Source organism: Rhizobium sp. BK313 (genome assembly GCF_014193655.1).
In the GTDB taxonomy this organism is placed as follows: Bacteria; Pseudomonadota; Alphaproteobacteria; order Rhizobiales; family Rhizobiaceae; genus Rhizobium.
The window spans coordinates 264,662-290,513 of record NZ_JACHZQ010000003.1; the positions used below are offsets into that span (position 1 = coordinate 264,662).

Sequence of the window (25,852 nt, forward strand, 5' to 3'; positions counted from 1 at the left end):
TCCGATACCAAGCCGTGGTCGCCTTACGCAATGATTATCGGACGGCGGCGCGCGGATGGATCAGGACTTGTTTCACCGCCTGCCGCAGAAAGCGGTGGCCGGCATCATTATCGAAGCGCGGATGCCAGGCCTGCATGACATCGCAGGTCGGCAGTATCAGCGGCAAGGCGAAATGCTGCACACGCATGCCAAGCATTTCTGCGCCGATCGCCACGCCGCAGGGCATCGTCGCGACGATATCGGATGAGGCAGCGGTGAAGAGGGCGGCATAGAAGCCGGGCACGACGAAATTGACGCTGCGGCTAAGCCCGAGTTGCTCCAGCGCATCGTCGATCGGCCCACGCGTGCGGCCGCGGCGCGAGGCGCTGACATGGCGCTCGGCGGCGAACCGCTCCGGGCTCATCTCGCCTTCCAGCAACGGATGGCCTTTGCGAACGACCCCCACAAAACTGTCGCGCAATACCGACTGGACACGGATCTCCGGGCCGCTCTCGCGCACGACACCGATATCGAGATCGATATGGCCTTCGCGGAGCGCGTTCACGTCCTCCTTGCCTTCAAGGGCGAAGCGCAGGGTGATGTTCGGCGCAGTCTTTGCCATCAGGGCAATCAGCCGCGCGCCGAAAATACCGGCGACGTAGTCGCTCGCGCGCAGGGTGAAGCTGCGGTCGAGCGTGGAAATGTCGGCGGAAGCTTCCGGCCGCATCAGCGATTGCGCATCTTCGAGGAGGGAGCGCACGCGGCCCTGAAGTTCCAGCGCCCGCGGCGTCGGCACGAGATTGCGCCCGGCCCGCACCAGGACGGGATCGCCGAGCGATTGCCGGATGCGCGATAGCGTACGGCTCATCGCAGGGGCGCTAAGATTCATCCGCCGCGCAGCCGCGACTACACTGCCCTCCTGCAGGAGAGCGTCGAGGGCGATCAGAAGATTGAGATCCATGGATTGCATGAAACACACTTATACATTCCAATCATTGCACTGGAAAGCATGGATGTTTGTGGGGATTATCCGCGCCATCAGAAAAGGAGATTCCCATGTCGTCTACTGCTCAGGAAGCAATCCAGGCCGACAGTCCCCCCAGTCGCGCGCTTCTTCATCTTTCGCCCTTTGTCCTCATCATCTTTCTCGGTTACGCCGCAATCGGACTGCCGCTTGCGGCCCTGCCGATCTATGTGCATGAACATCTCGGCTACGGCACGATCGTGGTCGGCCTTGTCGTCGCTCTGCAGTCCGTGGCGACGCTTCTTACCCGCGCCTTCGCAGGCCATCTCTGCGATAGTCGCGGTGGCAGAACCTCGGTTCTGTTGGGCGCGCTCTGCTGCGCAGCGTCCGGGTTGTTCTATCTGGCCGGCCTCTGGATCGGATGGGCCGCTGGAAGCCTGGCGTTTATCCTTGTCGGCCGCCTTGTCGCCGGGCTCGGGGAGAGCTTGGTCATCACCGGCATCCTTGCGTGGAGCATCGCCAGGGTCGGAGCCTCCAATACCGGCAAAGCCATGGTCTGGACGGGCATCGGCATGTATGGCGCTATCGCCGCCGGCGGTGCCGCCGGTCTCGCTCTCTACAATGCCGGTGGTCTTGCCGCTGTTTCGCTTGCGGTTATCGTCGCGCCGCTCGTCGCCATTCTGGTGACGGTCGCCTTACCCGCGGCGCGGGGTGTGGCCGGCGCCCGCCTGCCATTTTATCGCGTTGTCGGGCTGATTTGGCGTCAGGGTACGGGCCTGGCGCTCGCCTCGATCGGTTTCGGTGCCATTTCCGCTTTCATAGCACTTGATTTTCAGGCGCAGGGTTGGAGCGGTACGGGCCTGGGTCTTGCCGCATTCGGTATCGGTTACATCATCACGCGTCTGTTCTGCGGTCATTTTCCCGATAAGTTCGGCAGCGCGAATGTCGTCGTCTGGTCGCTGCTGGTCGAGCTTCTGGGCCTTGCGGCTCTTTGGTTGGCACCGGGGCCGACCGTCGCACAGGCGGGTGCGTTCCTGACCGGCGCCGGATATTCGCTCGTATTCCCGTCTTTCGGCATCGAGGCGGTCAAGCGGGTGCCGGCCGCCAATCGTGGCGCGGCGCTCGGCGCTTACGTGATGTTCTTCGATATCGGCCTTGCCACCGCCGGGCCGGTCACGGGCACCATTGCCGGGCATTTCGGTTATCCGGCAGCCTTCGGCGCCGGAGCGATTTCAGTCGCCCTCGCGCTGGCCACACGATTGGCCGGTCCCGGCCGCAGGGTCTGAAATTGCGTCTTCGCAACGACAAAGGTTCCGGTCTTGGAGCCTTTGTCGTTGCGCCCATTCTACAAGTTGCCGCTCTTGCGCAGGCTCATGATCATGGCAAGGCTGAGCAGAACGCAGCCGACACCGAGGAGGAAGGGCGCGGTGTAGCCGAAGTGATCGGCAAGCAGGCCGGCGATCGGGCCGGTGCTTCCGAGCGACACATCCAGGAAAACCGAGTAGAGGCCAAGCGCTACGCCACGGTTCTGCGACGGAATGCGCGCCATCGCCTCGTTGCCGAGCGCCGGAAAGATCGGGGCAAAGCCAGCCCCGGCGAGCGCAGCGCCGATGATCGCAACGGTTGGCGAGGGAGCAAAGGCAAGCGCCATGAGACCTATGGTCTCCAACACCAGCGAGACTCGTGCCAGCGGCAATCCGCCGAAGCGGGCAACGGCTTGCGCCAATCCCAGGCGAACGCCCATGAAGGCGAGGCCAAAAGCGCTCAGCGCGAACGAAGCCCCATCCCAATCGCGGTTATGGAAAAACAAGGCGACGAAGGCCATGACGACGCCGAAGCCGCTGGAGGCAAGCGCCAGCGCCACGCCGAAAGGCGCGATGCGGCTGAGGACCTGGCCGGTGCCGATGCCCTTTTCCTTGACGCCGGGCACAGCCGGCCGCGTCTGCGCCAGCATCAGGCCGGCAATTGCCAGGCCGATCGTTACGGCGCCTGTGGCGAGGAAACCATATTGTCCCTCCAGCCAGGCGCCGAGGGGGGCGGCAAGCGCGATGCCGCCATAGGTGGCGATGCCGTTCCAGGAGATGATGCGCACGGTTTCGCGCGATCCCATCAGCCCGATTGCCCAAGTGATCGCCGCCGTGCTGACCAAGCTTTCACCGACACCAAGCGCCAACCGGCCGACAAGCAGCAGCGCCAGGCTGAGTGTCGGAATATCGGTCACCAAGGCTGACGCCAGCGTCAGTGCACCGGAAAATCCGTAAGCGAGAAAGCCGAGGAAAACCGAACGGCGCGGCCCGTATTGGTCGCACAGGCGGCCGACCTGCGCGCGAGTGATGATGGTTGCCACATATTGCGCGCTGATGGTGATGCCGGCCCAGACGACGCCGAAGCCGAGACCGCTATCGACGTAGGTCGGCAGCACGGCGAGCGGCAGCCCGATGGCGATATAGCCGAAGAAGGTCAGCGCAACGATGGAAAGAAGAGATAGTGTCGAGGTGGACTGGATAGTTTGGGAGGCAGTGTTCACGAGATATCGCCTGCGGGCACCGGCGCGCGGTGTCCATGCTGTTTGCCATGACGGATCGGGGTTGGTACCGGATAGGTGCGACGGCAACGGCCGAACGACCGTGCAACATCACGCTCAAATTGGTATCAGGCGAGGAGAGGCCGGGTCAATGAAATTGCTGCTTTGCAGCAAAAATTCGTGACGCGTTCAAGCGATTGTGTTTGGCGCTCTCGCTAGCAAGCCAAGCTGCCGGACGCATTTGCCCGCGGGAGGGGATACAAGGTGACGATCGCGCCACCTTGTCCTTGGTTCACATCGTCAACACCACGCTTGCCGTTGTTCGTCCTGCCTCCAAATCGGAATGCGCTCTGGCGGCGTCTTTCAGCGCGTATTCCGCGCTGATCGGATTGATCAGCCCGGCCTGCAATTCCGCCATCAGGGCCTTGGCGCCCTGCCGGTAAAGATCGGGATCGTTGGCGTAGGTCAGCACGCTCGGGCGGGCGAGACCGATCGCACGGGGTGCGGACAGCTCCTCGATCTGGATCGGGGGAATGGGGCCCGCGGCCTGGCCGAGGCTGGCTACTATGCCAAAAGGACGGACGGTTGCGAGCGTCTGCGATAGCATCGCGCCGCCGATGCCGTCGATGGCGAGATGTACGCCCCGGCCGTCGGCGATGCGGCGTGTCTCCTCCACCCAATCCTCGGAATTATGAAGGAGAACGGCATCGGCGCCGGCTTCATAGGCATATTCCGCCTTGGCTCCCGAGCCGACTGTGGCGATGACGTTGGCGCCGAGACGCTTGGCCCAGCGCGTCACGATCTGCCCGACACCTCCCGCTGCCGCGTGTACCAGAACCCATTCGCCCGGTTGCAGTGGATGAACCTTGTGGAGCAGCATATGGGCGGTGAGACCGCGCAACATGGTACTGCCGGCAAGCCGCTCGCTGACATCGTCGGGCAGCCGCACCAGCCGAGAGGCAGGCAGTGTGCGCCCTTCGGCATAACTTCCGAGGGGATGACCGACATAGGCGACGCGATCGCCGACCTTGAGGCCCTCGACGCCGGAGCCGATCGCTTCCACGACGCCTGCGCCCTCGAAGCCGAGGACGGTTTGGCCGGGCGGCAGGGGATAAAGCCCGGTGCGAACATAGATATCAACGAAATTGACGCCGGAAATGCTTTGGCGGATGCGGGCCTGTCCTGGTCCCGGCTCGGTGATGGGGAGATCAACGAGCGTCATTGTCTCAGGGCTGCCGGGACCGGTTATGGCGATGGCTAGGGGCATTGAGTAGTCTCCTTTCAGACGCACCTTTGAGCACAAAGGTGCGTCTGAATAAATTCGGTATGAACTCACGACGTCTGTGCAATAATGCACAGATGATCGATTGGCAGGACCTTCTTCACTTCGCGTCTCTCGTGCGCACCGGCTCGCTCTCGGCCGCTGCGCGCGAGCTTGGCGTCGATCACGCTACTGTCGGCCGGCGAATCGCCGCACTGGAACGCGCGCTTGATCTGCGCCTGATCGACCGCAGGCCGCGTACCTCGCCGCTGACGGCTGACGGTCGGGCGATTGCCGAGCTGGTGGCGGGCATGGAGGACAATGTCGAGGCGATCAGACGTTATTCGAAAAATGCCGTTGCCGGACTTTCCGCCGCCGTCAAGATCAGTGCGCCACCATCCATAGCTGCCCACCTCATTGCCCCGAAAGCGGTCGATTTTCGCGCGGAACATCCCGATATCACGCTGACCATCGCCGGTGTCACCCGCCGGGCCGCCCTCGACCATGGCGAAGCCGATATCGCCGTGCGCATGTCGCGCCCCGAGGAGAGCGATCTCCTGGTGCGGCGCATCGGCCTCATGCGTTTCGGGCTCTATGCCATCCCCGAAATTGCAGCGACGCCGGAAGATAGCTGGGTCTTTATCGGCTATGATGCGGCACTCGACCATCTGACGCAGCAGACCTGGCTGCGCAGCCTGCTGGCCGGCCGCCCCATCGTCTTTCGGGCCGGTGACGTCTTCGGCCAACTGCAAGCGGCGCGCGCCGGCCTCGGCGTCGTCGCGCTCCCCGCTTTCCTCGGCGACGGCGAAGCCGCCCTCACGCGGCTGCCGACGGAGATCCCGTCACCCACACGCGACCTCTGGCTCGTTACCTATCCCGATCTTCGCCGCTCCCCAGCCATCCGGGCGGTGATGGATTTTGTCACTGAAACGATCGGCAGAAGTTGCCCGCTTCGAGACGCGGACGGGGTTGTGTAGGGCAGCAGCTCGCGCCCCTTACTTTCCTGTTGCAGCTAATTAGCGAATCTCTAGACCTAGACAGATTGACGATTCCTATGGTCGGTGATCGATGACGAAGCTGAGTGGCTGGCCAGTGGTAGACAAAGGCGATGTGATCGCGGGCATATCGGTTGCCGGCCTGATGCTGCCGGAAGCGGTCGCCTATGCCGGCATCGCCGGTCTGCCGCCGCACCGAGCCATTCTCGCCGGCATCGCCGGCTGTCTCATCTACGCGATTTTCGGACGCAGTCGTTTCGCCATCGTCTCGCCGACCTCCTCATCCGCGGCCATTCTTGCCGCGACGCTGGCGGTTGTTCCGGGAGATGCCACCGTCAAGGCTGGCCTCGCGACGATCGCCGTCGCGTTGGCCGGCCTCCTCTTCGTCGCCGCCGCTGCTCTACGCCTCGGCGGCATCACTGGCTTCATCTCGCGCCCGGTGTTGCGCGGCTTCGCACTGGGTCTGGCGATCACCATCATCCTGCATCAGCTACCGATTCTCGTCGGCGTCTCCGTGCAGGGCTCCAATATCTTCAGATATGCCGGCGCATTGTTCGCGGCGATGCCGCAATGGAACCTTGCAAGCGTCGCTGTCGGCCTCGTGGCTCTGGCCGCACTGCTGCTGCTCAAGCGACTGCCGGGCGTCCCCGGCGCCTTCCTCGTGCTCGCCGCCGGCATTCTTGCGTCTTCCCTTTTTGGCCTCGGCGGCCATGGTGTCGAACTGGTCGGGACGATCGAGGTTCTGCCGCAATGGCCGTCTCTGCCCAATGCCGGCTGGACTGCTTATTCGCGGCTGGTGCAGTTCACCGTGCCCCTCGTGCTCATTCTCTTCGCCGAATCCTGGGGTACGATGCGGGCATTGGCGCTGCGCTATGGTGATCCTCTGGAGGTCAATCGCGAACTTGGTGCCCTGGGTTTTGCCAATATTGCTAGCGCCATCGTCCAGGGCATGCCCGTCGGCGCCGGCTTTTCCGCGGGTTTCGCCAGTGAAGCCGCGGGGGCGAAGACGCGCGCCACCGCTGTCTTTGCCGCAATCGGCCTTGCCATCCTGATCGCCTGCGCCGGGCCGCTGGTCGCGCGGCTGCCGGAGCCGGTGCTTGCCGCTGTGGTGATTGCGGCCCTTACGCATGCACTCGACCCCGGCCCGATCCTTCGCTTGCGGCAGCTCCATCGCGACTTCTATGTCGCGCTCGGTGCCGCGGCCGGCGTGCTGCTCTTCGGCGTTCTCAACGGCATGTTGCTGGCGATCGGGCTCTCGCTCGCAGCGATGATGCATCGATTGGCTTCTCCCTATGTCGCTCGTCTCGGACGGCTGGGGAGCAGCCATAATTTTGTCGACGTAAGCCGCCACGCGGAGGCGATAGAAACTCCCGGCATTACCATCTGGCGCCCTGGCGAGCCGTTATTTTTCGGCAATGCCGATACGATTTTCGGTGAAATCCTGTCGCGCAGCCGCGGGGAAGCGGGGCTACGGGCGGTCGTCCTCAGCCTTGAAGAAAGCTTCGACCTCGATAGCACCGCTCTGGACGCGCTGACGGAATTCGATGGTGCCATGCATATAGCCGGCATCCGCCTGCAATTCGCCCGCGTCCATGACCGCGTTCGTGACGCCATGGCCATAGCCGGGGTCAAAGACCTTGAAAGTCGCTGCAGCTTCAGCGTTGACGACGCGATTGCGGTGGTTGGGCCGGCGGCGGGAAATGGCCGGCGCCCGCTGAATGAGTGAACAATCGGTCTAGTTCAGCAGCCAGTAGCAAAGATGCTTATGCTCACCTTCCCCCTGCAAGCTATGTATCAGCACAAAATCTCGGACAGTCCACGTCACGGGTTTGTCGAGCATCACTTCCGGAATGAAGTGGCCCCGATATAGCAAGGTCATGTGCGGCTCAAATTTCTTTCCGTCGTCGTTTGCAAATCCGGTGAGCCGCATTGCGTCATCCAGCTCCCGATGCAGCGCCCTCAGCTCTGTATTTCCCTCTCTGCACCACAGAACAAGAGGGCGATTGTCGCCATTACCGAAGCTGACGGCTCGATCGAAGACCACTTGAAATGATGGCTTGCGGACGGTCGATGCTGCTTGCATCGCGGCGAACGCTGCCTCCTCCGGCTGACCACGAAAGGAGCGGATTGTATAAAGCGTGACATGAGACAAATCCGATTGTCGCGGCTTCGTCGAAAAGCCGTATTGCCGGCGCAGATCGCTAGCGAGTTCCAGACCTAGCGAGGCGATCTCCGGGTCAGGCAGAACGGCAAAATACAGAGCATCCTCATAGGCTGGATCGGCCGCCGATTTCTGTGATCCTTCGCCAAGATTGAGCGAAAGCTGCCCGTTGTTCTTCATGAGATCGCTTCAAAGCCAAATGGCTTTGCCTCGTCCTGTTCTTGTCGATCGTGGATATCCTAACGGTGTATAGTCGCAAAATCAAGAACAAATAGAGAACAAAATTGAGCCAGGACAATGGGCTGGGTGATCGAGGGCAGTTCCTCGCATCCCCAATTAAAAAACGGCACCGAATAAAACCGCCCCTTCGGTTGTTCACCGCAGGTCAGGGGCATTTTACGCCCGCTCTCAACAAGGGAATGACCTCACATGTTGATAAAAACCATCTACTCCGCCGTGTTTTTCGCCCTCATTGGCCTCAGCGTTTCCGCCTGCTCGACCACGGGTCAGGGCAATTCCGGCGGCGGCGGTATGACGCAGAATTCTGCTCCGGCCGGCGGCGGATATTAATACGGCCCGATGCTGCGTGGGAAGCGGTGCGGCGAAGGTTGCCCTGGCAGCATCGGCGCCGCTTCCTTCAACCGGCAAATGTTGGCAACGATCGTCCTGCGCAAGAATCGGGTTGAATTCGATCGCCTGACGCACGATTTTCATGGCAAGTGGAAACACGGAGACGCTGCCATGAGCGAGACAACGCAACACTATCTGATCTTCGAAACCGCGGGTGGTTTCTGCGGAATTGCGTGGAACGATATCGGTGTCACACGCTTCCAATTGCCGACGAAAAGCGCTGATGCGACCGAGCGCCTTCTGCTGCGCCGTTTGCCGAGTGCACGACCCGGCGCGCCGACGCCGGAGGTGTTGGAAGCGGTCGCCGCTGTGAAGCGCTATTTCGCGGGTGAAGAGATCGACTTTTCCGGCGTCAAGCTGGATCTCAGCGAGCAGGATGCCTTCTTCAAGCAGATCTATGCTGCCGCACGCCAAGTTGGATGGGGCCACACCACGACCTATGGCGCACTGGCGAAGCAGCTCGGTGCAGGCCCGGAAGCCGCCCGCGACGTCGGCCAGGCCATGGCCAAGAACCCCGTGGCGCTGATCATCCCCTGCCACCGCGTCTTGGCCGCAGGCGGCAAGATCGGCGGCTTTTCCGCGCCCGGTGGTTCAGCCGCCAAGGCCCGCATGCTGGAACTGGAAGGCGCCCAGGTCGCACCGCCAAAGCCTGTCCAGCAAACTCTGGGTTTCTAACGAATGCAGTGGCACACCGAAAATCCATGCAGTCCGGCTCAATCCGATCTATGACGCGGCCGCATCACCGGTGAGGAAACGCGCTGCCTTGGGCTGAGAACGCACCAGCAGATAAAAGGCGGCAAAGTGCGTGACCATCAGCAAGGGCACATAGATGATCGGGATCCAGTATGTGGCGCCCAACTGCCCCGCGAGTGCAGGAAGGCCGAGCTGGGCGCCGTGGTAATAGTTGACGAGGATGTCAACTGTCCCCAGGAGATTGAAGGCAACAACAAACGACCAAAAGAGCGGGCGCCTTCTCACTGTGAGAAGCGCGAGCATGGCCAGCAGCCCAACTGCGAAATCGCCATAGGCGGCGAACGTGCTGAAGCCGGCGGGCAGATTGGGGCCGACAACGCCAGGGACAATGAAGACGAGACCGAAGAAGCGAAAACTGTGCAACGTGGCGATGGCGCGTTGCGCTTCGACCCCGTCCATTGATTTAAGCCTCGGCCAGACATATGCGCCGAAGCAAAGCAGCCACGGGATGTAACCGAGAACGAGATGGATCTGGAATACGATTGCTGGGGACATTTGATCTCCTGTCAAGTTTGGTTCAGGTGGCCTCGAACACCGCGGTCAGGATGCCGAGCCGACCCTCCATGAGATTTCGTCCCAAGTTGGCGGCAAGCTGCGCGAAGTCCGGTCCCATCACCACGCCGAGATTTGGCGAGGGCGGCGGCCCTGACGCGCGCAGTTGGGCGATCCAGGCCTTGGCGGCCTCGGTGTCGTCTTGCCAGGCAAGCACGCCGAAACCGGCCGGTTCAATCGCTTCGCGCGTCGCGGCAGCGGTTAAGAGAAAGCTCGTTGCCAGCGTTCGCGCCCAAGGGACGGGATAGTGCGGCTCACCGCCGTTCAACACGACGTCGAAGGTCGCAAACCTGCCACCTGACTTCAGCACGCGCCGGATCTCTCGGTAGAGCCGCGTCCGGTCGGAGATGTTCATCGCCACATGCTGCAGCAACACGACGTCGAAACAACCGTCGTCAAATGGAAGCTCCAATGCGCTGCCGGTCTGGAACGACACCTGCGCGCTCTGTCCCGTCCGCTCGGTCAGATAGCGCGCAGCATCGACGAACAGCTCGCTGAGGTCGATACCCGTAACCTGGCAGCCAAAGGCCGAAGCCAGAAAGCGCGCCGGCCCGCCCACGCCCGAGCCGACATCCAGGACCGACATGTCGGCCGTGATCCCAGCCAACCTGGCAAGCTCTGCGGTCGCTGCGAGGCCACGCGTGTGAAACTGGTCGAGGGCAGCGAGCTGCTGGGGCGTGAGCCGCTGATCCTCCGGACCGAGGGCAGCGAGCGCCGCCCTTAGCCTCTCGGTTAGACCGGTCGCGCGATAGTGATCGCGCACGCCAACAAGAACATCGTTCATTGCAAGGTTCTCCTCCTAGCCTTCAGGCAGTGCCGTGGAGATTGGGCCCCAACATCGGCCTGACGTCTGATTTGCAAGCCAGATCTACTACCGCTTCCCGCGAGCGACTATTCGCGATAATATCGACGTGGTATGAAGCAGAACTTCACAGTCAGACAAGGTGCGCTCGACGGCGTAGAGGCGTTCTTGAGCGTTGCTCAGCACCGCAGTTTTCGCAGAGCAGCTGCGGAGCTCGGGGTGACCCCATCGGCGATCAGCCAGGCGGTACGCACTCTCGAGGCGCGTGTCGGGGCAGCACTCTTCATACGCACGACGCGCAGCGTCGGCCTGACCGAAGCCGGCGAGCGATTCCTTTCGCGTGCAAGGCCCGCCTTCGAGGAGCTGGTCGCCGCAGGCGAGGTTGCGCGTGACCTTGGGCAGCGACCGGCCGGGCTGCTGCGCCTTACGGTGCCGCGGGCGGTGGTGCCGATCCTGCTGGAGCCGCTGATCGCATCCTTCTGCCAAGCCTTCCCCGAGGTCGAGGTGGAGATCGCCGCAAATGCAGAATTGGTTGATATCGCGGCCGAGGGATTTGACGCCGGCATCCGGCTTGGCCAGTTCATCGCAGCGGACATGGTCGCGGTCCGGCTGACGCCGCCTTTCCCGTTCGTCGTCGTTGGCAGCCCCGAGTATCTAAGCCGGATGGGACGGCCCGAGCGTATCGACGATCTGCGTCAACATGCTTGCATACGCATTCGCCGCTCGAATGGGTCCATCGCGCCATGGTCGTTTGTCAACGGCAACAAGCCGATCGAGGCCATTGTCTCGGGGCCGCTAATCGCCCACGACTTTCCCACCATGCTTGGCGCGGCCGTGGAAGGTATGGGGCTTGCGCAAGTGCCTGAGCCAATCGCCGCTGGACCAGTTAAAGCGGGAAAACTCGTACACGTCCTGGAGCAGTTCGCGCCGATGGCGCCGGGTGTGTTTCTCTACTATCCCAGCCGCCATCAAGTGATGCCGAAGCTGCGTGCCTTCATCGATCACGTGAAGAGCCGCGCGGACGAGCGGCGTGAAGGGTACACTCCGAGCGCCCAGTCTGCCAAAAATCTTCGGTCTTGAATTCAAAGAGAAAATTCGCTGAATCGGAATTTGCTCGGTTGCAGAATCTATCGGTATCGCCGAGCAGATTCATCGACATATAAGGGATAGTCGGTGTAGCCGGCGGGACCCTCACTATAAAAGGTATCGGAATCCCATACGTTGAGGGGCCAGTCGTTGCGTAGCCGCTCGACCAAGTCGGGGTTTGCCAGAAAGGGTTTCCCGATCCCAATAAGATCTGCCTCGCCCGCATCAATTGCAGTCTGCCCATTTTCCTTGAGGTAGCCGCCAGCGAGGATCACAGGTCCCCGAAAGGCGCTACGAAACGCCCGGAGAAAATTCTCGGGAATGGAGACGTCGTCAGCCCATCGGGTTTGGTCGCTGAAGTGCGCATAGGCGATGTTACGCTTGGAAAGCTCGGCCGCGAGCGTCAGATACGTTTCGGCCTCGTCTTCAAACGCCGGCATCTCATTGTATCGGCCGAAGGGTGAAAGTCGGATACCTGTGCGTTCGCCGCCAATTGCGCTTATCACCGCGTCGACCGTCTCCAGCGTGAAGCGAATACGATTTTCAATCGAGCCACCGTAGCGGTCGTCGCGTGTGTTGAGCGCCCCGTTGATAAACTGATCATGAAGATAACCGTTGGCAGCGTGGATCTCGACGCCGTCCAGTCCAGCCTCACGAGCATTGCCCGCAGCCTGAGCGAACTCGCCAACGATTTGCGGCACTTCCTCAGTCCGCAAAGCGCGTGGCCTGCTCTGCACAAGGAAGGCCGGCAGTCCGTCCTCATCGAAGGCCATGGCGATTGCTTTCGTCGCTCCCGTGTCGGTGGAACTGACGGTCGCCTGACCGTTCGGTTGATGTGAAAAATGGCTTGCGCGACCGCCATGCCGGAGTTGGCCGAAGATCAAGCCGCCATGGTCGTGAACCTCGTTGGCCACATAACGCCACGCTTCGATTTGGGTCGGCGTGTAGAGGCCAGGCTCGAACGCCCAGGTGCGCGCCCACTCGCTTATGGCGATGCTGCCTGTAACAATCAGCCCGGCGCCCGCGCGCTGCGAGAAATAGCGCGCAGTGTCGGCCTCCGGTGCCCAGTCGCGGTTTCTCGCACGCGATCTCTCCATCGGTGCCATGACAATGCGGTTCTTGAGGTGGATAGGGCCCAGATCATACGGGTCGAATAGCGAGGGCATAGAGAAAGCTCCATTAGTCGGGACGAGATTTGATGTGCCAATGGATTTAATCCCGATTATGATCGCTTATTAGATGACCTCGGATCGACTCACTGTTGCGCCTGGAGCTACAAAGAGCAGATGGACACGCGTTTTGACGGTATCGCGGAATTCGTCGCGGTGACGCGGTTGGGTAGTTTCACCGCGGTGGCTGCAGAGCTTGGCATGACCAAGTCCGCGGTCGGACGGGCGGTGTCGCGGCTTGAGGCTCGATTAGGATCGAAGTTGCTGCACCGAACGACGCGTCGTCTGATTTTGACGCCTGCTGGAGAGGCTTGGCTTGAGCATTGCGTCGCAGCACTGGCCGAACTCGATCGCGGCGAGAGCGCACTCATACTCGCTCGCGATACGCCATGCGGCGAAGTGCGGATCGATCTGCCGACAGCATTCGGCCGGCTGCATGTGATGCCAGTGCTGCTCGAAGTGGCTGAACGCTACCCAGCACTACGTCTCAACGTGAGTTTCACAGACCGACGGGTCGACCTTCTTAGCGAAAACATCGACCTCGCGGTGCGAATTGGCAATCTTGACGACTCGACTGACCTGCTCGCCCGTCTGATTGGAGTCCAGCACATGGTGATCGTTGGAGCGGTCAGCTATATCGTGAAGCGAGGCCTTCCTCGGTCCCTGACGGACCTTGAAGCTCACGATTGCATCGTGGGGCGACGGCAGGGAAATCGCATTGCTTGGTTGCTGAAACAACCCGATGGCTCGATCGCACGGCATGCTGTTTCCGTCAAACATGAAATTCAGGATTTCGAGACGGTGCAGAGGGCAGTGAGAGCGGGACACGGCCTTGCGCAGCTTCCATTATGGATGGTTCAAGATGACATTCGGGATGGAAAGCTGCTGACCGTCCTGGATGGGATGTCCGGCGGCGAGGTGCCGGTCAACATCCTTTGGCCGCGTACAAAGGCGCTGCCGGCCAAAATAAGAGTTGTCATAGACGGTTTGGTTCGAGGGGCGCGTGAACTATCGACTGCTATCGCTTAGGCGATATCGCATTTCCCATTCTATTTTTGCCATTCTACTCCCCGTTACTCCCACGCGATCGTTCCTGGCGGTTTCGACGTGACGTCATAGACCACCCGGTTGATGCCGCGGACTTCATTGATCACACGGGTCGCGGCGTGGCCGAGGAGTGTCTTGGAACTAATGACAGGCGAAACTGTTCAGCTATAACTTTAATACGACGCTGACGTGCCCGGCGGTCTGGGTAAGCGGCGATCTTTAGGAGCTCTCACTATGAAGATTTCGTCCATATTTCGTTCAACCGCGGTTGCCGTCATCGCCGCCGCGGGAATTAGTTTTGCCAGCGCCGCGCATGCCGACAGCGGTACGATCCGCTTCGCCGTCTACAAGGCGGCCTTCTTCGTCGGTGGCTCCGGAGGCGAGGGCACGCTGACCTTCCATGGTCGCCGATATCCGATCTCGATCGGCGGCATCTCGGGCGGCCTCGCCTTCGGTGCCTCTAAGACCTATTTCAGTGGTACCGTGCGCCACATTCGCCGCGCCCAAGATGTGACTGGCGTGTACGCTGCAGCGGGCGGTGGCGGCGCGGTCGGCAAAGGGGCTCAGATGATCGTCATGACCAATGACAAGGGCGCCCAACTCGAACTTACAGGCAAGCAGGTAGGCCTGCAAATCAACGCCGATATCAGCGGTATGAGCATCACGGTGAAGTAAGGGCGCCACTCCATTCGTCATTCCTTGGATAGGCCCGATTTGCTAAATTTAGCGATCGGGCACTTCCAGGAAAATAACCAAGGGAGTGCCGTTCGCCCTCTATTCCCACTCGATCGTTCCCGGCGGCTTCGACGTGACGTCGTAGACCACCCGGTTGATGCCGCGGACTTCGTTGATGATGCGGGTCGCGGCGCGGCCGAGGAATTCCATGTCGTAGTGGTAGAAATCCGCGGTCATGCCGTCGACCGACGTGACGGCGCGCAGTGCGCAGACGAACTCGTAGGTACGCCCGTCACCCATGACCCCGACGGTCTGGACCGGCAGAAGGACGGCGAAGGCCTGCCAAATGGCGTCGTAGAGGCCAGCCTTGCGGATTTCGTCGAGATAGATGGCGTCGGCTTCGCGCAGGATTTCCAGCTTCTCGCGGGTGATGCCGCCGGGGCAACGGATGGCGAGGCCGGGGCCGGGGAAGGGATGGCGGCCGATGAAGCTGTCGGGAAGGCCGAGCTCCTTGCCGAGCGCACGCACTTCATCTTTGAAGAGCTCGCGCAGCGGCTCGACGAGCTGCATCTTCATGCGCTCCGGCAGGCCGCCGACATTATGGTGCGACTTGATGGTGACCGAGGGACCGCCGGTGAAGGAAACGCTTTCGATGACATCGGGATAAAGCGTGCCCTGGCCGAGGAAATCGGCGCCGCCGAGCTTCTTCGCTTCCTCTTCGAAAGTCTCGATGAAGAGCCGGCCGATGATCTTGCGCTTGGTTTCGGGGTCGGAAACGCCCTCCAGCTCGCCGATGAAGCGGTCGGAGGCGTCGACGTGGAGCAGATGCAGATTGTAGTGCTCGCGGAACATGGCGACGACACCAGCCGCCTCGTCCTTGCGCATCAGGCCATGGTCGACGAGGATGCAGGTCAGCTGGTCGCCGACCGCTTCATGGATCAGCAGCGCTGCGACAGAGGAATCGACGCCGCCCGACAGCGCACAGATGACGCGTTTTTCGCCGACCTGGTCGCGGATCGCCTGAACGGCCTTGGCGCGATAGGCCGACATCGACCAGTCACCCTTGATCCCTGCGATATTGTGGATGAAGTTACCGATCAGCTTGGCGCCGTCCGGTGTGTGCACCACTTCCGGATGGAACTGAACGCCGTAATATCTGCGCTTCTCGTCGGCGATGAAAGCGTAAGGCGCGTTCGAAGAGGTGGCGACGACCTCAAAGCCTTCCGGCAGCGCGGTCACGCGATCGCCGTGGCTCATCCAGACCTGATGACGCGAGCCGGAGGACCAGAGGCCTTCGAACAGTGCACAATCGGTGTTGACGTCGAGGAAGGCGCGACCGAATTCGCGGTGATGGCCGCTTTCCACCTTGCCACCGAGCTGCATGCACATGGTCTGCTGGCCATAGCAGATGCCGAACACCGGCAGGCCGCTGTCGAAAATGATCTGCGGCGCTCTGGGCGAGCCTTCGTCCACGGTCGAGGCGGGGCTGCCGGACAGGATCACGGCTTTCGGCTGCAGCCGTTTGAAGCCGGCTTCGGCGGATTGGAAGGGGACGATCTCGCAATAGACGCCCGCTTCGCGCACGCGCCGTGCGATGAGCTGCGTCACCTGGCTGCCAAAATCGACGATGAGAACGGTATCTGGATGTGCTGTCTGGGTCATGGCGAGCCTTTAATGAAAAGCGCTTTCCCTGGCAATCGGGCAAATCGCGGTAAAGCCGATTTTATTGTCCCGATTGTATCAGCCGGCACGCTGTTCAGAACCAGAAAACTCCGTCTTCCAGCGCCGTAAACAGCCCGTCGACGGCATAGGAAAGTTTGCGGTCGATGACATGCAGATATTCCGTCCAGCCGGAAATGTGCTGCAGCTCGACCAGGCCATCGGAAATGCCGCGCAGCCCGATCAGCGGCCGGTCGAAGATCTGGCAGACGCGCAGCACGGAGAAGGTTTCCATATCCACCATATCGGCCGCGATCTGGCCATAGGCGTCCGCGCCTGAGATGACATTGCCGCCCGTCGAGAGGCTAGCTTCCGGGATACCTGGAATGCGCAGCGGCAGCTCGATCGTGGCGGGCAGGTCGAGGAAGGGTGTGCGGCCCTTCTCGAAGCCGAGCGGCGAGGCGTCCATGTCGCGATAGGATACCGATGTGACCTGATAGACTTCCGTCTGTTCCAGCTTGGAGGATCCGGCCGACCCCAGCGAAACCACCATATCGGGCAGGTCGTCGTGCGCTTCGAGCTGAACCAGCGCCCGCGTCATGGCGATGGCCGCTTCGACCGGGCCGACGCCGGTCATCAGCGGATCGATGCGGGAGCGCAGGAAGGGCCCGTATTCCGCCTCCGCGGCCATGACGAACAGGATCGATTTTCCCGATACGCGTTTCAGTTCGAATTTCATCCGGTAATTCCCTCTCGGCCTCTGATGACCATCATTGTCCCGGTCATGGAGGCAATCAGCTTGGCAGGCCCGTCGCCGATGGCATAGGCCCTTCCGTCGGCAACGATGATGGTGGTGCCGGGCTTGGTGATTTCGCCGCGAAAGAGAAAACGCTCGCCGCGCCCCGGCGACATCAGATTGACCTTGAACTCGATGGTAAGGATCGAAGCCGAAGGATCGATGACGCTGTAGGCAGCGAAACCACAGGCCGAATCCAGCGCGGCCGCAACGATGCCGGCATGCAGGATGCCATGCTGCTGCGTCAGCTTCACGTCGAACGGCAGTTCGATCTCGACCATGCCATGCTCGACGCGCGTGAGCTCCGCGCCGATCGTTGCCATCGCCGCCTGCCGCTCGAAACTTGTCCGAATGCGCGCCCGAAAGTCGCCGCTGTTTTCCCCGGTCATCCTGTTCCCTTTCGCGGGTGCGAAATTGGCATGGCAGGGTAATTTGGACAAGGGTTATGCGGTGGAATTCGACCTTAGGAATGATGGGCCATCGACATTGTTTTCCCACGATGATCGGTTTTCAGTATGTTCATCAAGAAATTGGAGATGGAACCGAGATGACGACGATCCTGCAATCGGCGAAAGCCTACGAAACCTGGATGCGGACGCAGCTTGGCGCTGATCTCGACGAATCCGATCTCGACAAGAAATACAAAAAGATGAAGAGCGGCGGTTTCGTCTTCCTCCGGGCCACCTATTGGCGCTGGGCCGAGACGATCTTCGACATTTGCCCTGATCTTGCGAGCGCTCCGCAAGTGCTGGCCATTGGCGATACACATCTGGAGAATTTCGGCACATGGCGCGACGATGAGGGGCGGCTGGTCTGGGGCGCCAACGATTTCGACGATGCCGCCGTCATGCCCTATGCGCTCGATCTCGTGCGCCTGACTGCGAGCGCGATCCTGGCGCGGAACGACGCCGACTTGCCGCCGCGCGCCATCGCCGAAGCGATCCTCGGCGGCTATCGCCGCGGGCTGAAAGCGCCGTCGCCGGTCATTCTTGAACGTGATTACAAATGGCTGCGCAACGCCGTGATCCTCTCCGATGCCGAGCGCAAGGCATTCTGGGACAAATACCGTGATCTGCCGCCCCCGGCCAAACCGGTGCCTACGCCTTATGTTGAAGCGCTGCGGCGGTCGCTGCCGGATGAGGAGCTCCCTTTCGTCGCCAAGCCGCGCACGGCCGGCACCGGCAGCCTCGGCCGCCCACGCTTCATTGCCGACGTCGAGTGGCGCGGCGGGCCGGTCATCCGCGAGGTCAAAGCGCTCGCCCAGTCCGCATGGTCACTCCGGCACAATCCGTCGGATACGATGATCCGCACGGCCGTCATCGCCTCAGGCCGTGCCCGCTCTCCCGATCCGCGTTACCAGGTGACCGACAACCTGCTGGTCCGCCGCCTGTCGCCGAATAGCCGCAAGATCGAAGTTGAAGGCGATGCGCAGATTCTGCTGTCGCCGGCTATGCTCGACTTGATGGGCCTCGAGATCGCCAATTGCCATTCCGACGACGCGTCGTGCGTTCCTGGGATTCTGGCGGATCTCGATAAGCGGGAGGTGGACTGGCTGAGGAACTCCGCCAGGGCGGCTGCGGCTGCGATCAGTATGGAGCAGGCGGAGTTCGCGATGAAGGGCTAGAGCGGTTCAGCTTTTCACGGAAACGCAGAACCGCTCTATCTTTTTGTTTTTTCGCAATGCCGGACGGAAAACCGCTTCGCACTGTTCCTGGAATTGCTCTAGTCCGGCAAAAAATCGGTCAATACCCGGCGGCTTCCAGGATCAGATGGGCGATCGTATCGGGATGCGAGATCAGCGAGAGATGGCTTGCCTTCACCTCGATGGTCTTGGCGCCCATGCGCTTGGCCATGAAGCGTTCCAGATCCGGATTGATCGTCCTGTCTTCGGTGGAGACCGCATACCAGCTGGGCTTGGTGTGCCAGGCGGCTTGAGTCGTCTTCCCGGTCAGCAAAGCCTTTTGGAACGGCTGCTGCACGGCATAAAGCACCTCTGCCTTGGCCTTGGGCAGGTCGCCGGCGAAGTCGCGCAGGAAGGCTTCCTCAGTCAGTCGTCCTTCGTCGCCATCGAAGACAATGCCTGCCGATGCCGGAGGCGTCGGATATGTCTTGGCGAGCGCCGTATAATCTTCGCCTGCATCCGGTGCGCGGGCTGCGACATAGACCAGAGAAGAGACCTTCGGATGCACACCGGCTTCCGTCACGATCATGCCGGAGAAGGAATGGCCGACAAAGACAGTCGGGCCGTCCTGGCGATCGAGAACGCGCTGTGCCGATGCCACCGCTTCGGGAAGCGTCGTCAACGGATTCTGCACCGCCGTGCAGTTCAGCCCCTTGGCCTGCAGCCGCGCGATGACTTCCGTCCAGCAGGAGCCGTCTGCGAAGAGCCCATGTACAAAGACGACGTTGCGAGCCTTCGGTGGTGCCGGGATCGCCGCGCCCGAGGCCGGTTTGCTGGCGGCCATGCCGCGCGTGGAAATTAGGGAGGCGGCGGCGCCGGCAACGAGCGCGGTCGAGAAATTCCGTCTGGTCATCATCATCATCGTGATCCTTATGGCGTCGAGGACAAATGGGCGACAGAAAGCCGTCCGCGCCGGATGTCGGAGCGGTGAGCTTCTGGAGGGTTTTGTATTTCTGCGAGCGGCATTCTGCCCTTATACACGGATCAAATGCGCCCCGTCTTGCATTCCGGCTGAGTATCGAGGCTGCTTTTGTGTATGCAAAAGCATCCCCGTTGAGTGCTTTTGTATTCTTAAAAACGATATCTGTCAACAATTGGATGCGTAACCGTTGCGTGATGAGTTATTTGCATGCAAAGATGAGGCATGCGAATGTTTTTGCATACAAGCGACAATGGACATCGGAGAAGCAGGAATGACGGATGGATCAGATGACACGACTGAGGATCGCGAGTTGTTGTCCGATCGTATCCGCAACGCGCTGGCGGATGAGATCGCGACGGGTAAGCTGAAAGCGGGTGCTGCACTGGACGAGCAGCACCTTGCCGATCGCTTCGGCGCCTCGCGCACCCCCGTTCGCGAGGCATTAAGGCAACTTGCGGCGAATGGTCTAGTCGAAGTGCGGGCGCGGCGCGGGGTCGTCGTCTCCCGTATGACCCCCGAGCGCATCATGGACATGTTCGAGACGGTAGCCGAAATCGAGGCTATGTGCGTAAGGCTCGCCACCTATCGCATCACGCCTCTGGAGCGTAGCCACCTGATCGAACTGCACGATGCATCCGAAGCTATCGTGAAAAATGGCGATTTCGATGCCTATGACAATTTCAATCGCGCATTCCACGAGGCGATCTATCACGCGACCCACAACAGCTTCCTCGCTGAACAGGCGATCGCGATACGCAATCGTCTGATGGCCTTCCGCCGCGCTCAATTGCAGCAGGAACAGCGCCTCGATCGATCCTGGGCGGAGCATGAAGCCATCATGCAGGCAATCGCAGAAGGTGACGGGGAAATGGCGTCGCGGCGCATGCGGGCGCATATGCTGAATGCAGCGACGGCGTTGCGGCGCTTCATTGAAGCCAACAAGCTCGCTTAAGCAGTTCCAGGAGAAGTGCGAAGCGGTTTTCCGTCCGGAATTGCGTGAAAACAAAGAGAGCGGTTCGGAGATTCAATGAAGAGCTGAATCGCTCTAAGCAGCGTCCGGATCAGCCGCGGGCGATACGCACGATGTGCTGGTCCCAGGCGACGTCGCTGTGCTCGCCCAGGAAATCGCCGTCATAGGACGATACCGCAAACCCATGCTCGGCCGGCGCGATGCCCGCTGCATCGGCGATGCTTTCCACTTTCAGCACCGCCCCGGTCTTCGCATCGAGCGTCACCGACGTGCCTTCGACCGGTGATGTGACGCCGACAAGGTTGTCGGCACGGTTGACGGCGATGGCGCCGATATAGTTTCCGAGGGCACGAGTGGTGTCGTCGGGCAGGGGGACGAAGGTCAGGTCCTCTCCCTTGGAGAAATGGCCGATGAGCGGCGGCAGGTCGTTGCGATGGCCCTCATATTGGCAGGCGAACCAGATGCGGCCTTGGGCGTCGATGTCGACATGCCGGGTAGACACCTGGGCATATTGCGGCGGCAAGGCGTGCTTCTCGATCAGTCGGCCGGTTGCCGCGTCGATCAGCGTCAGCGACGGCTCCATATGGTCGAGGTTGAGCTTGGTGCGGCCGAAATCCGGATGGGTCTCGATGCCGCCATTGGCGACGATCAACAACTTCCCGTCGTCGGAAACCGTCATGTCATGCGGGCCGGTGCCATAGGTTTCGTATTCGCCGATGCGCGTAAAGCGATTGCGGGCGTCGTAGATACCGATCATGCCCCTGTTGTCGTCGAAGTCGTTCTCGCTGGCATAAAGCAGCTTTCCGTCGGGGGAAAACGTGCCATGGCCGTAGAAATGCCGGCCTTCGCGCGAGGCGATGACGATGGGCTCACCCTTGTTCCATGGGTCGAAGATCATAGCATAGGTGCCGGGCCGGCGGGCGAAGGCGACGGTTTTGCCGGTCACCTTTGAAAAGGCCATGCCATGGGCGCGCGCCGGCAAAGCCACCTGATCGATGATCTGGCCGCGCTCGGTGACCGTCGCCACGGCGAAGGAACCGTCTGACGCGCGGATGCCGGAGGCAAAGACCGCATCGGCCCGCTCCAGCGCCATCAGCATACCGGGCTTCAAGGCCGCCAGGAACGTCAGCCCCGCCGCCTTCACGAAGGCTCTGCGATCGATCAGCGCGCTTCGCATTGCCATCAATCCCCGTCGGCAAAGGAGAAGCCGGCCGAAAGGCCGATCGCGCCCCCGTAGTCGTCACTGAAGCCGGTGGTGAGGTCGCGGCTGACATTGAGGAGCTTGTCGATTTTGGCGCGCTCGGCATCATTGCCGATCGCCGCTTCGATATCGGGATTGACCGTAGGTGCGGTCAGGGTCAGCTCCTTCAGCAGAGTGTCGATCTTGTCAGCGATGTTGCGCTTGTCGGCGGGCAGGAGGGTGGCCATGTCGGCCCTTTCCCAGAGCGTCTTCAGCCCTTCGAGATTGCCTGACAGCGATGTCCAGGTGTTGCCGGAGCGCCAGTAGATTGCCATTTTCGGCCGTGCCGCCGCGGGGTCGCCCTTGTAGAAAGTTTCGAGCCGCTGATCCCGGACGTTCTCCGCACCGTGCACGAGGATGCCGAGCAGCGCCGTCACGGCTTCCTTGTTGTCCATGAAATCGTCGCTCGTCTTGCCGGGGTTCTTCCAGGACTTCTGTACGCCGTTCGGATCGTCCCACTCGTCGGCGATGTCCTTGGTGGTGTTTTCGATATTGCCGGCGACGGCCGCACCATAGCGGCAGCGGAATCCCTCTTTTTCGGTGCTGAGAACGCTGGAGCCGTTGCCATAGAGCACATATTCCAGCGCCGTCAGGCTCATCAGCGCCACGCTCTTGCCGGCGACCGCCTCGACCGTGGTGTCGTGCTCGTCGGACTTGGTGATCAGCGCCTGCACTTGTCTCAAGCCGACGCCCTTGCGGTCGGGATAGAAGAGGATGTGTTCGAAGCGGTTCTTCTCGATGATCGGCCCGGTCTGCACGATCTCGATACGCGACCAGCTTTTGACCGTATCGCCGAAGGCGGACTGGGCATTGGCGAGGTTCGCGGCAGAGGGATCGGCGCAGAGTGCCTTCATCGCCGTGGTCAGCTTCGAGGCGCTGTCATGCATGGCCCGATATCCGGGGCGGATGACGTCGTCGACCGCCTTCTGCAACACCGCCGGCACCGCCGCTTCATTCAGACCGGCGCCGTTGGTTGTCGCTTCCTGGGCGGCGGCGGGCAGCACTGCGAGGCTGAAAAGAAGGCTTGCCGCGAGAGGTTTCCAGTGGCGCATCAGAGGGACTCCAGAAAATTGATGAGGGCTTGCCTGTCGCCCTGCGGCAGGTTTGCGAAGTTATTGCGGGCCTTTTCCGCCTCTCCTCCATGCCAGAGGATGGCTTCGGTGAGTGTGCGGGCGCGGCCGTCATGCAGATAGGCTTGCTGGCCGCTGACCGTTTGCGTCAGGCCTATACCCCAGAGCGGCGGCGTGCGCCAATCGCGTCCGGATGCCACGCCGACCTGCTGGCCGTCCGAGAGTCCGTCGCCCATGTCGTGCAGCAGGAAGTCTGAATAGGGCCAGATGAGCTGAAAGGCCTGCGCCGTGGCCTTGCCGTCACTACCCTTGAGATCGTCGCGGGTGACGAATTTCGGCGTGTGACAGGCAGCGCAGCCGGATTGATAGAACATTTCCTTGCCGTGCAGCACATCGGGAAAGCTCGCCTTGCGGCGCGCGGGTACTGCGAGGTTTTCGGAATAGAAAGTGACGAGATCGAGGATCGGGCCTGGTGCTTCCGTATCGCCAAGACGCTTCTGCACGCCGGTCGGCATGGCGAGACAATGCGGTTCTTTAGCGGTGCAGTCGCCATACGCGTTCGGCTGATCGGGCGTGGAAATGCCGATATCGTTGACGAAGGCGTCTGCTACCTGGTCGCGCACGGTGGCGTTCTGTGCTTTCCAGCCGAAACGGCCGATCGCGAGCTGGCCGCTGCGATGATCGCGGACGATGGCGGCGCGGCCGCGAATGCCGTCGCCGTTCTTGTCGTCGGGATCGGCGTGAGCGAGGATATCGGCATCGGGAATGGCCTCGATCAGGCCGAGGCCGATCATCGGCGGTGCGACGCGCGGCGAGACCGTCGTTGCCTGCCCGAGCGGACCGTAGGCGAGGTCGGTCACCGCATAGTGCGGTTTGCGCAGCGAAACGGTTTCGCCGCCCGCCAGCGTCACTGTTTCCTCGGTGTAGGCAACGGCTACCTTGCCCTCTGCAGCAAGGCCAGGCACGGCGAGATCCTGCAACTGCACGCCATAGGTCGGATCCGGTAAATTGATCGTCTTGAAATCCTTGACGGCCTGTTCCTCTTCCGGCGTGATCGCCGGCCGCGCCAGTCGCAGCACCATCGACGTGGCAGGGGCTCCCGCCGTCTCAGGCGGATGGCCTCGGCCGTCCCTGATATGACAGCTCTGGCAGGAACGCGCGTTGAACAACGGCCCCAGCCCGTCGGTTGCCTGCGTGGAGGAGGGCGAGGAGACCCAGAGCTGGCGAAACAGCGCGTTGCCGAGATGGAAATTCTCTTCGCGCTCCAGGCCCAGATTGGCGGAAGGCTGGGAAAAAATATTGCGGCTTACAGGGGCGATCGACGTTGTTGCGCCACTCTCCATCGCCTCATAGGGCTCGGCCTTGGAAAAATCCGCAGTCGGACGGGTGACGTCCTGGACCCTCTTCAGGGTATCGGCAGAGAGATCGGTGCGGACGGTCGGGAAATTCAGCACATCGGCTGCCGCCAGCGTTACGGCAAAAACCACAAAGCCCGCTGCGAGGGCGGGCAGGAATGCGCTGCTAACCGGAATGCGGATCATCTGGATCAGGGCGGCAGCATCGTCGGATGCCGCCGCCCTCCTTTATTACTTCTTGAAGACGGCGTTAGGATTATCCAGGCTGTCCGAGCCTTCAAGCTTGATCGTGCCCAGATCGAGGTCGGCGACGACGCGCTGGATGCTCTTCGTCTGGTCGAGCAGGCCGTCGATTGCCTTCTGAACGGTGGCGTTGCCGACCGTGTTGCCTTCGGCAATCATCTGGTCGTACTTCTCGACCGTCTCGCCACGATGAACCATGGCCTTCATGGCAGCGAGCGTAGCGTTCAGCTTGCCTTCCATCTCCTTGTCCAGCGCCTTGTCTTTGGCGGCGACTAGCTGGTGCAGCGACGGACCCTTCATCCTGGTGCCGTCGACGCGCGTATAGTTGCCGTTGTAGGCCGCAGCGATGCCGATGGCGGCATTGTTGTGGGAGTTGTAGGTGTTGTCTGAGAAGCAATCGTGCTCCTGCTCGGGATCGTGCAGCAGCAGGCCGAGCTTCATGCGCTCGCCGGCGAGTTCGCCATAGGAGAGCGAGCCCATGCCCGTCAGGATGGCGGCAAGTCCAGCCTTCGGATCGGCTTCGACATGCTTGGTGGCTTCGCCGTGCGGCGCCCAGTCATTGGTCATTTCCTGCAGGTCGGAGACGAGCAGTGTCGAGGCCGATTTCAGATATTCGGCGCGACGATCGCAATTGCCGTGCGTGCAGTTCTTCAGGTCGTAGTCGGTGGCAGGACGCTCGCCGGCGCCCGGACCGGTGCCATGCAGATCCTGGCCCCAAAGCAGAAATTCGATGGCGTGGTAGCCGGTCGCGACATTGGCTTCGACACCACCGGCCTGCTGCAGCGTGCCGGAGAGGAATTCCGGCGTCAGATGCGAAGCGTCGACATCCTTGCCGTTGATCTTGATTGTCTTGTTGGCAATGACGTTGGCGACATAAAGTGAATTCTCATCGCTCTCGGTGCCATAGGAGGCGTCGACATAATCGATGAGGCCTTCATCCAGCGGCCAGGAATTCACCTTGCCTTCCCAATCATCAACGATCGGATTGCCGAAGCGGTAGACTTCCGTCTGCTCGTAGGGAACGCGCGCCTTGATCCAGGCGGCCTGGGCGGCCTTCAGCGTCTTGTCGCTGGGATTGGCAAGCAGCGCGTCGATCGCCTTGTCCAGGGTTTGCGCCGTAGTCAGTGAATCCTGGTACTTGGCATGAGCCACCTCTGCATAATGCTTGATGATGGCGGCCGGCTCGGGAGCGGCCGCAAGCGCCGGAAGGCTGGACATGGCGGTCGAAGCGACGGCCAGCGCCAGGGCGGCGCCAAAATTGACTTTCAGTTTCATGATCCTCTCCTGTGACAGCGGGGGCGCCGTCAGAAACTTGGCA

25 protein-coding genes and 1 pseudogene are annotated in these 25,852 nt (G+C 61.5%); 10 read left to right on the plus strand and 16 right to left on the minus strand.

The features are described 5' to 3' along the window. Positions 1-34: 34 nt before the first annotated feature. The gene (locus tag FHT86_RS17670) at positions 35-949 is read right to left on the minus strand and encodes a LysR family transcriptional regulator (protein ID WP_133708130.1); all 915 of its coding nucleotides are present in this window, start codon (positions 947-949) and stop codon (positions 35-37) included. 86 nt (positions 950-1,035) lie between these two features. Between FHT86_RS17670 and FHT86_RS17675 the strand changes: the two genes are divergently transcribed. Continuing rightward, on the plus strand, positions 1,036-2,229 hold the full coding sequence (locus FHT86_RS17675; RefSeq protein ID WP_133708131.1) for an MFS transporter: 1,194 nt from the start codon (positions 1,036-1,038) through the stop codon (positions 2,227-2,229). Positions 2,230-2,288: 59 nt separating this feature from the next. On the opposite strand, the gene FHT86_RS17680 is transcribed toward FHT86_RS17675, so the two are convergent. Then, on the minus strand, positions 2,289-3,470 hold the full coding sequence (locus tag FHT86_RS17680) for an MFS transporter (RefSeq protein WP_133708132.1): 1,182 nt from the start codon (positions 3,468-3,470) through the stop codon (positions 2,289-2,291). 289 nt (positions 3,471-3,759) lie between these two features. Beyond that, positions 3,760-4,734: a quinone oxidoreductase family protein gene (locus tag FHT86_RS17685; protein ID WP_133708133.1), complete on the minus strand. Its 975-nt coding sequence runs from the start codon at positions 4,732-4,734 to the stop codon at positions 3,760-3,762. A 92-nt stretch (positions 4,735-4,826) separates the two neighbouring features. Between FHT86_RS17685 and FHT86_RS17690 the strand changes: the two genes are divergently transcribed. Continuing rightward, the gene (locus tag FHT86_RS17690) at positions 4,827-5,705 is read left to right on the plus strand and encodes a LysR family transcriptional regulator (RefSeq protein ID WP_133708134.1); all 879 of its coding nucleotides are present in this window, start codon (positions 4,827-4,829) and stop codon (positions 5,703-5,705) included. A gap of 91 nt (positions 5,706-5,796) precedes the next feature. Then, entirely contained in the window at positions 5,797-7,449 is a 1,653-nt protein-coding gene (locus FHT86_RS17695; protein ID WP_133708135.1) for a SulP family inorganic anion transporter, read from the plus strand. A 9-nt stretch (positions 7,450-7,458) separates the two neighbouring features. On the opposite strand, the gene FHT86_RS17700 is transcribed toward FHT86_RS17695, so the two are convergent. Beyond that, on the minus strand, positions 7,459-8,064 hold the full coding sequence (locus FHT86_RS17700) for a 2'-5' RNA ligase family protein (RefSeq protein WP_133708136.1): 606 nt from the start codon (positions 8,062-8,064) through the stop codon (positions 7,459-7,461). Positions 8,065-8,313: 249 nt separating this feature from the next. Here FHT86_RS17700 and FHT86_RS17705 point away from each other — a divergent pair, with 249 nt between their 5' ends. After that, positions 8,314-8,454 (plus strand): hypothetical protein, encoded by a 141-nt coding sequence (locus tag FHT86_RS17705; RefSeq protein ID WP_166656852.1) that lies wholly within the window; start codon positions 8,314-8,316, stop codon positions 8,452-8,454. A gap of 171 nt (positions 8,455-8,625) precedes the next feature. Further along, on the plus strand, positions 8,626-9,189 hold the full coding sequence (locus FHT86_RS17710) for a methylated-DNA--[protein]-cysteine S-methyltransferase (protein ID WP_133708137.1): 564 nt from the start codon (positions 8,626-8,628) through the stop codon (positions 9,187-9,189). 48 nt (positions 9,190-9,237) lie between these two features. Here FHT86_RS17710 and FHT86_RS17715 read toward each other — a convergent pair whose 3' ends face one another. Both FHT86_RS17715 and FHT86_RS17720 read right to left on the minus strand, forming a co-directional pair. Further along, complete coding sequence (locus FHT86_RS17715) at positions 9,238-9,762, minus strand: hypothetical protein (protein WP_133708138.1); 525 nt, start codon at positions 9,760-9,762, stop codon at positions 9,238-9,240. A gap of 22 nt (positions 9,763-9,784) precedes the next feature. Further along, the gene (locus FHT86_RS17720) at positions 9,785-10,603 is read right to left on the minus strand and encodes a class I SAM-dependent methyltransferase (RefSeq protein ID WP_133708139.1); all 819 of its coding nucleotides are present in this window, start codon (positions 10,601-10,603) and stop codon (positions 9,785-9,787) included. 132 nt (positions 10,604-10,735) lie between these two features. Between FHT86_RS17720 and FHT86_RS17725 the strand changes: the two genes are divergently transcribed. Next, positions 10,736-11,701, plus strand: a complete 966-nt coding sequence (locus FHT86_RS17725; protein WP_133708140.1) for a LysR family transcriptional regulator — start codon at positions 10,736-10,738, stop codon at positions 11,699-11,701. Between the two features lie 47 nt (positions 11,702-11,748). On the opposite strand, the gene FHT86_RS17730 is transcribed toward FHT86_RS17725, so the two are convergent. Then, entirely contained in the window at positions 11,749-12,873 is a 1,125-nt protein-coding gene (locus FHT86_RS17730; RefSeq protein ID WP_133708141.1) for an alkene reductase, read from the minus strand. A gap of 120 nt (positions 12,874-12,993) precedes the next feature. On the opposite strand from FHT86_RS17730, the gene FHT86_RS17735 reads away from it, so the two are divergent. After that, a complete protein-coding gene (locus FHT86_RS17735; RefSeq protein WP_133708142.1) occupies positions 12,994-13,905 on the plus strand; it encodes a LysR family transcriptional regulator in 912 nt (303 codons plus the stop codon). A 44-nt stretch (positions 13,906-13,949) separates the two neighbouring features. On the opposite strand, the pseudogene FHT86_RS17740 reads toward FHT86_RS17735, so the two are convergent. Continuing rightward, a pseudogene (locus FHT86_RS17740) lies at positions 13,950-14,051 on the minus strand (GMP synthase); the annotation flags it as partial. 106 nt (positions 14,052-14,157) lie between these two features. On the opposite strand from FHT86_RS17740, the gene FHT86_RS17745 reads away from it, so the two are divergent. Beyond that, entirely contained in the window at positions 14,158-14,598 is a 441-nt protein-coding gene (locus tag FHT86_RS17745; protein WP_133708143.1) for a hypothetical protein, read from the plus strand. 99 nt (positions 14,599-14,697) lie between these two features. On the opposite strand, the gene guaA is transcribed toward FHT86_RS17745, so the two are convergent. From guaA to FHT86_RS17760, 3 genes are all read right to left on the minus strand, one after another. Continuing rightward, positions 14,698-16,260, minus strand: a complete 1,563-nt coding sequence (guaA, locus tag FHT86_RS17750; protein WP_133708144.1) for a glutamine-hydrolyzing GMP synthase — start codon at positions 16,258-16,260, stop codon at positions 14,698-14,700. A gap of 94 nt (positions 16,261-16,354) precedes the next feature. Further along, positions 16,355-16,996, minus strand: a complete 642-nt coding sequence (locus tag FHT86_RS17755) for a 5'-methylthioadenosine/S-adenosylhomocysteine nucleosidase (RefSeq protein ID WP_133708145.1) — start codon at positions 16,994-16,996, stop codon at positions 16,355-16,357. After that, positions 16,993-17,442 carry a PaaI family thioesterase gene (locus FHT86_RS17760; protein ID WP_133708146.1) on the minus strand — a complete coding sequence of 150 codons (450 nt, stop codon included), beginning with the start codon at positions 17,440-17,442 and terminating at the stop codon, positions 16,993-16,995. The genes FHT86_RS17755 and FHT86_RS17760 overlap by 4 nt, the downstream gene beginning before the upstream one ends. Before the next feature lie 158 nt (positions 17,443-17,600). Between FHT86_RS17760 and FHT86_RS17765 the strand changes: the two genes are divergently transcribed. After that, positions 17,601-18,677: a DUF2252 family protein gene (locus FHT86_RS17765; protein WP_133708147.1), complete on the plus strand. Its 1,077-nt coding sequence runs from the start codon at positions 17,601-17,603 to the stop codon at positions 18,675-18,677. 118 nt (positions 18,678-18,795) lie between these two features. Here the strand turns inward: FHT86_RS17765 and FHT86_RS17770 are convergent, their stop codons facing one another. Next, on the minus strand, positions 18,796-19,593 hold the full coding sequence (locus tag FHT86_RS17770) for an alpha/beta fold hydrolase (RefSeq protein WP_133708148.1): 798 nt from the start codon (positions 19,591-19,593) through the stop codon (positions 18,796-18,798). Between the two features lie 334 nt (positions 19,594-19,927). On the opposite strand from FHT86_RS17770, the gene FHT86_RS17775 reads away from it, so the two are divergent. Next, entirely contained in the window at positions 19,928-20,608 is a 681-nt protein-coding gene (locus FHT86_RS17775) for a GntR family transcriptional regulator (protein ID WP_133708149.1), read from the plus strand. Positions 20,609-20,717: 109 nt separating this feature from the next. Here FHT86_RS17775 and FHT86_RS17780 read toward each other — a convergent pair whose 3' ends face one another. Genes FHT86_RS17780 through FHT86_RS17795 form a run of 4 tightly spaced genes read right to left on the minus strand, consistent with a single transcriptional unit; the run spans position 20,718 to position 25,809 of the window. Next, the gene (locus FHT86_RS17780) at positions 20,718-21,803 is read right to left on the minus strand and encodes a DUF1513 domain-containing protein (protein WP_133708150.1); all 1,086 of its coding nucleotides are present in this window, start codon (positions 21,801-21,803) and stop codon (positions 20,718-20,720) included. 5 nt (positions 21,804-21,808) lie between these two features. Continuing rightward, positions 21,809-22,918: an imelysin family protein gene (locus tag FHT86_RS17785; protein ID WP_133708151.1), complete on the minus strand. Its 1,110-nt coding sequence runs from the start codon at positions 22,916-22,918 to the stop codon at positions 21,809-21,811. Next, the gene (locus FHT86_RS17790; RefSeq protein WP_133708152.1) at positions 22,918-24,477 is read right to left on the minus strand and encodes a di-heme oxidoredictase family protein; all 1,560 of its coding nucleotides are present in this window, start codon (positions 24,475-24,477) and stop codon (positions 22,918-22,920) included. Before FHT86_RS17790 ends, FHT86_RS17785 begins: the two co-directional genes overlap by 1 nt. 45 nt (positions 24,478-24,522) lie before the next feature. After that, positions 24,523-25,809, minus strand: coding sequence for an imelysin family protein (locus FHT86_RS17795; protein WP_133708153.1), 1,287 nt, complete (start codon positions 25,807-25,809; stop codon positions 24,523-24,525). Positions 25,810-25,852: the final 43 nt, after the last annotated feature.

Excerpts from the sequence above, each read along its gene's own strand:
- FHT86_RS17670 (WP_133708130.1), bottom strand. The coding sequence starts at position 949 with ATGCAATCCATGGATCTCAATCTTCTGATCGCCCTCGACGCTCTCCTG.
- FHT86_RS17675 (WP_133708131.1), top strand. The coding sequence starts at position 1,036 with ATGTCGTCTACTGCTCAGGAAGCAATCCAGGCCGACAGTCCCCCCAGT.
- FHT86_RS17685 (WP_133708133.1), bottom strand. The coding sequence starts at position 4,734 with ATGCCCCTAGCCATCGCCATAACCGGTCCCGGCAGCCCTGAGACAATG.
- FHT86_RS17690 (WP_133708134.1), top strand. The coding sequence starts at position 4,827 with ATGATCGATTGGCAGGACCTTCTTCACTTCGCGTCTCTCGTGCGCACC.
- FHT86_RS17695 (WP_133708135.1), top strand. The coding sequence starts at position 5,797 with ATGACGAAGCTGAGTGGCTGGCCAGTGGTAGACAAAGGCGATGTGATC.
- FHT86_RS17700 (WP_133708136.1), bottom strand. The coding sequence starts at position 8,064 with ATGAAGAACAACGGGCAGCTTTCGCTCAATCTTGGCGAAGGATCACAG.
- FHT86_RS17705 (WP_166656852.1), top strand. The coding sequence starts at position 8,314 with ATGTTGATAAAAACCATCTACTCCGCCGTGTTTTTCGCCCTCATTGGC.
- FHT86_RS17710 (WP_133708137.1), top strand. The coding sequence starts at position 8,626 with ATGAGCGAGACAACGCAACACTATCTGATCTTCGAAACCGCGGGTGGT.
- FHT86_RS17715 (WP_133708138.1), bottom strand. The coding sequence starts at position 9,762 with ATGTCCCCAGCAATCGTATTCCAGATCCATCTCGTTCTCGGTTACATC.
- FHT86_RS17720 (WP_133708139.1), bottom strand. The coding sequence starts at position 10,603 with ATGAACGATGTTCTTGTTGGCGTGCGCGATCACTATCGCGCGACCGGT.
- FHT86_RS17725 (WP_133708140.1), top strand. The coding sequence starts at position 10,736 with ATGAAGCAGAACTTCACAGTCAGACAAGGTGCGCTCGACGGCGTAGAG.
- FHT86_RS17730 (WP_133708141.1), bottom strand. The coding sequence starts at position 12,873 with ATGCCCTCGCTATTCGACCCGTATGATCTGGGCCCTATCCACCTCAAG.
- FHT86_RS17735 (WP_133708142.1), top strand. The coding sequence starts at position 12,994 with ATGGACACGCGTTTTGACGGTATCGCGGAATTCGTCGCGGTGACGCGG.
- FHT86_RS17745 (WP_133708143.1), top strand. The coding sequence starts at position 14,158 with ATGAAGATTTCGTCCATATTTCGTTCAACCGCGGTTGCCGTCATCGCC.
- guaA (WP_133708144.1), bottom strand. The coding sequence starts at position 16,260 with ATGACCCAGACAGCACATCCAGATACCGTTCTCATCGTCGATTTTGGC.
- FHT86_RS17755 (WP_133708145.1), bottom strand. The coding sequence starts at position 16,996 with ATGAAATTCGAACTGAAACGCGTATCGGGAAAATCGATCCTGTTCGTC.
- FHT86_RS17760 (WP_133708146.1), bottom strand. The coding sequence starts at position 17,442 with ATGACCGGGGAAAACAGCGGCGACTTTCGGGCGCGCATTCGGACAAGT.
- FHT86_RS17765 (WP_133708147.1), top strand. The coding sequence starts at position 17,601 with ATGACGACGATCCTGCAATCGGCGAAAGCCTACGAAACCTGGATGCGG.
- FHT86_RS17770 (WP_133708148.1), bottom strand. The coding sequence starts at position 19,593 with ATGATGATGACCAGACGGAATTTCTCGACCGCGCTCGTTGCCGGCGCC.
- FHT86_RS17775 (WP_133708149.1), top strand. The coding sequence starts at position 19,928 with ATGACGGATGGATCAGATGACACGACTGAGGATCGCGAGTTGTTGTCC.
- FHT86_RS17780 (WP_133708150.1), bottom strand. The coding sequence starts at position 21,803 with ATGCGAAGCGCGCTGATCGATCGCAGAGCCTTCGTGAAGGCGGCGGGG.
- FHT86_RS17785 (WP_133708151.1), bottom strand. The coding sequence starts at position 22,918 with ATGCGCCACTGGAAACCTCTCGCGGCAAGCCTTCTTTTCAGCCTCGCA.
- FHT86_RS17790 (WP_133708152.1), bottom strand. The coding sequence starts at position 24,477 with ATGATCCGCATTCCGGTTAGCAGCGCATTCCTGCCCGCCCTCGCAGCG.
- FHT86_RS17795 (WP_133708153.1), bottom strand. The coding sequence starts at position 25,809 with ATGAAACTGAAAGTCAATTTTGGCGCCGCCCTGGCGCTGGCCGTCGCT.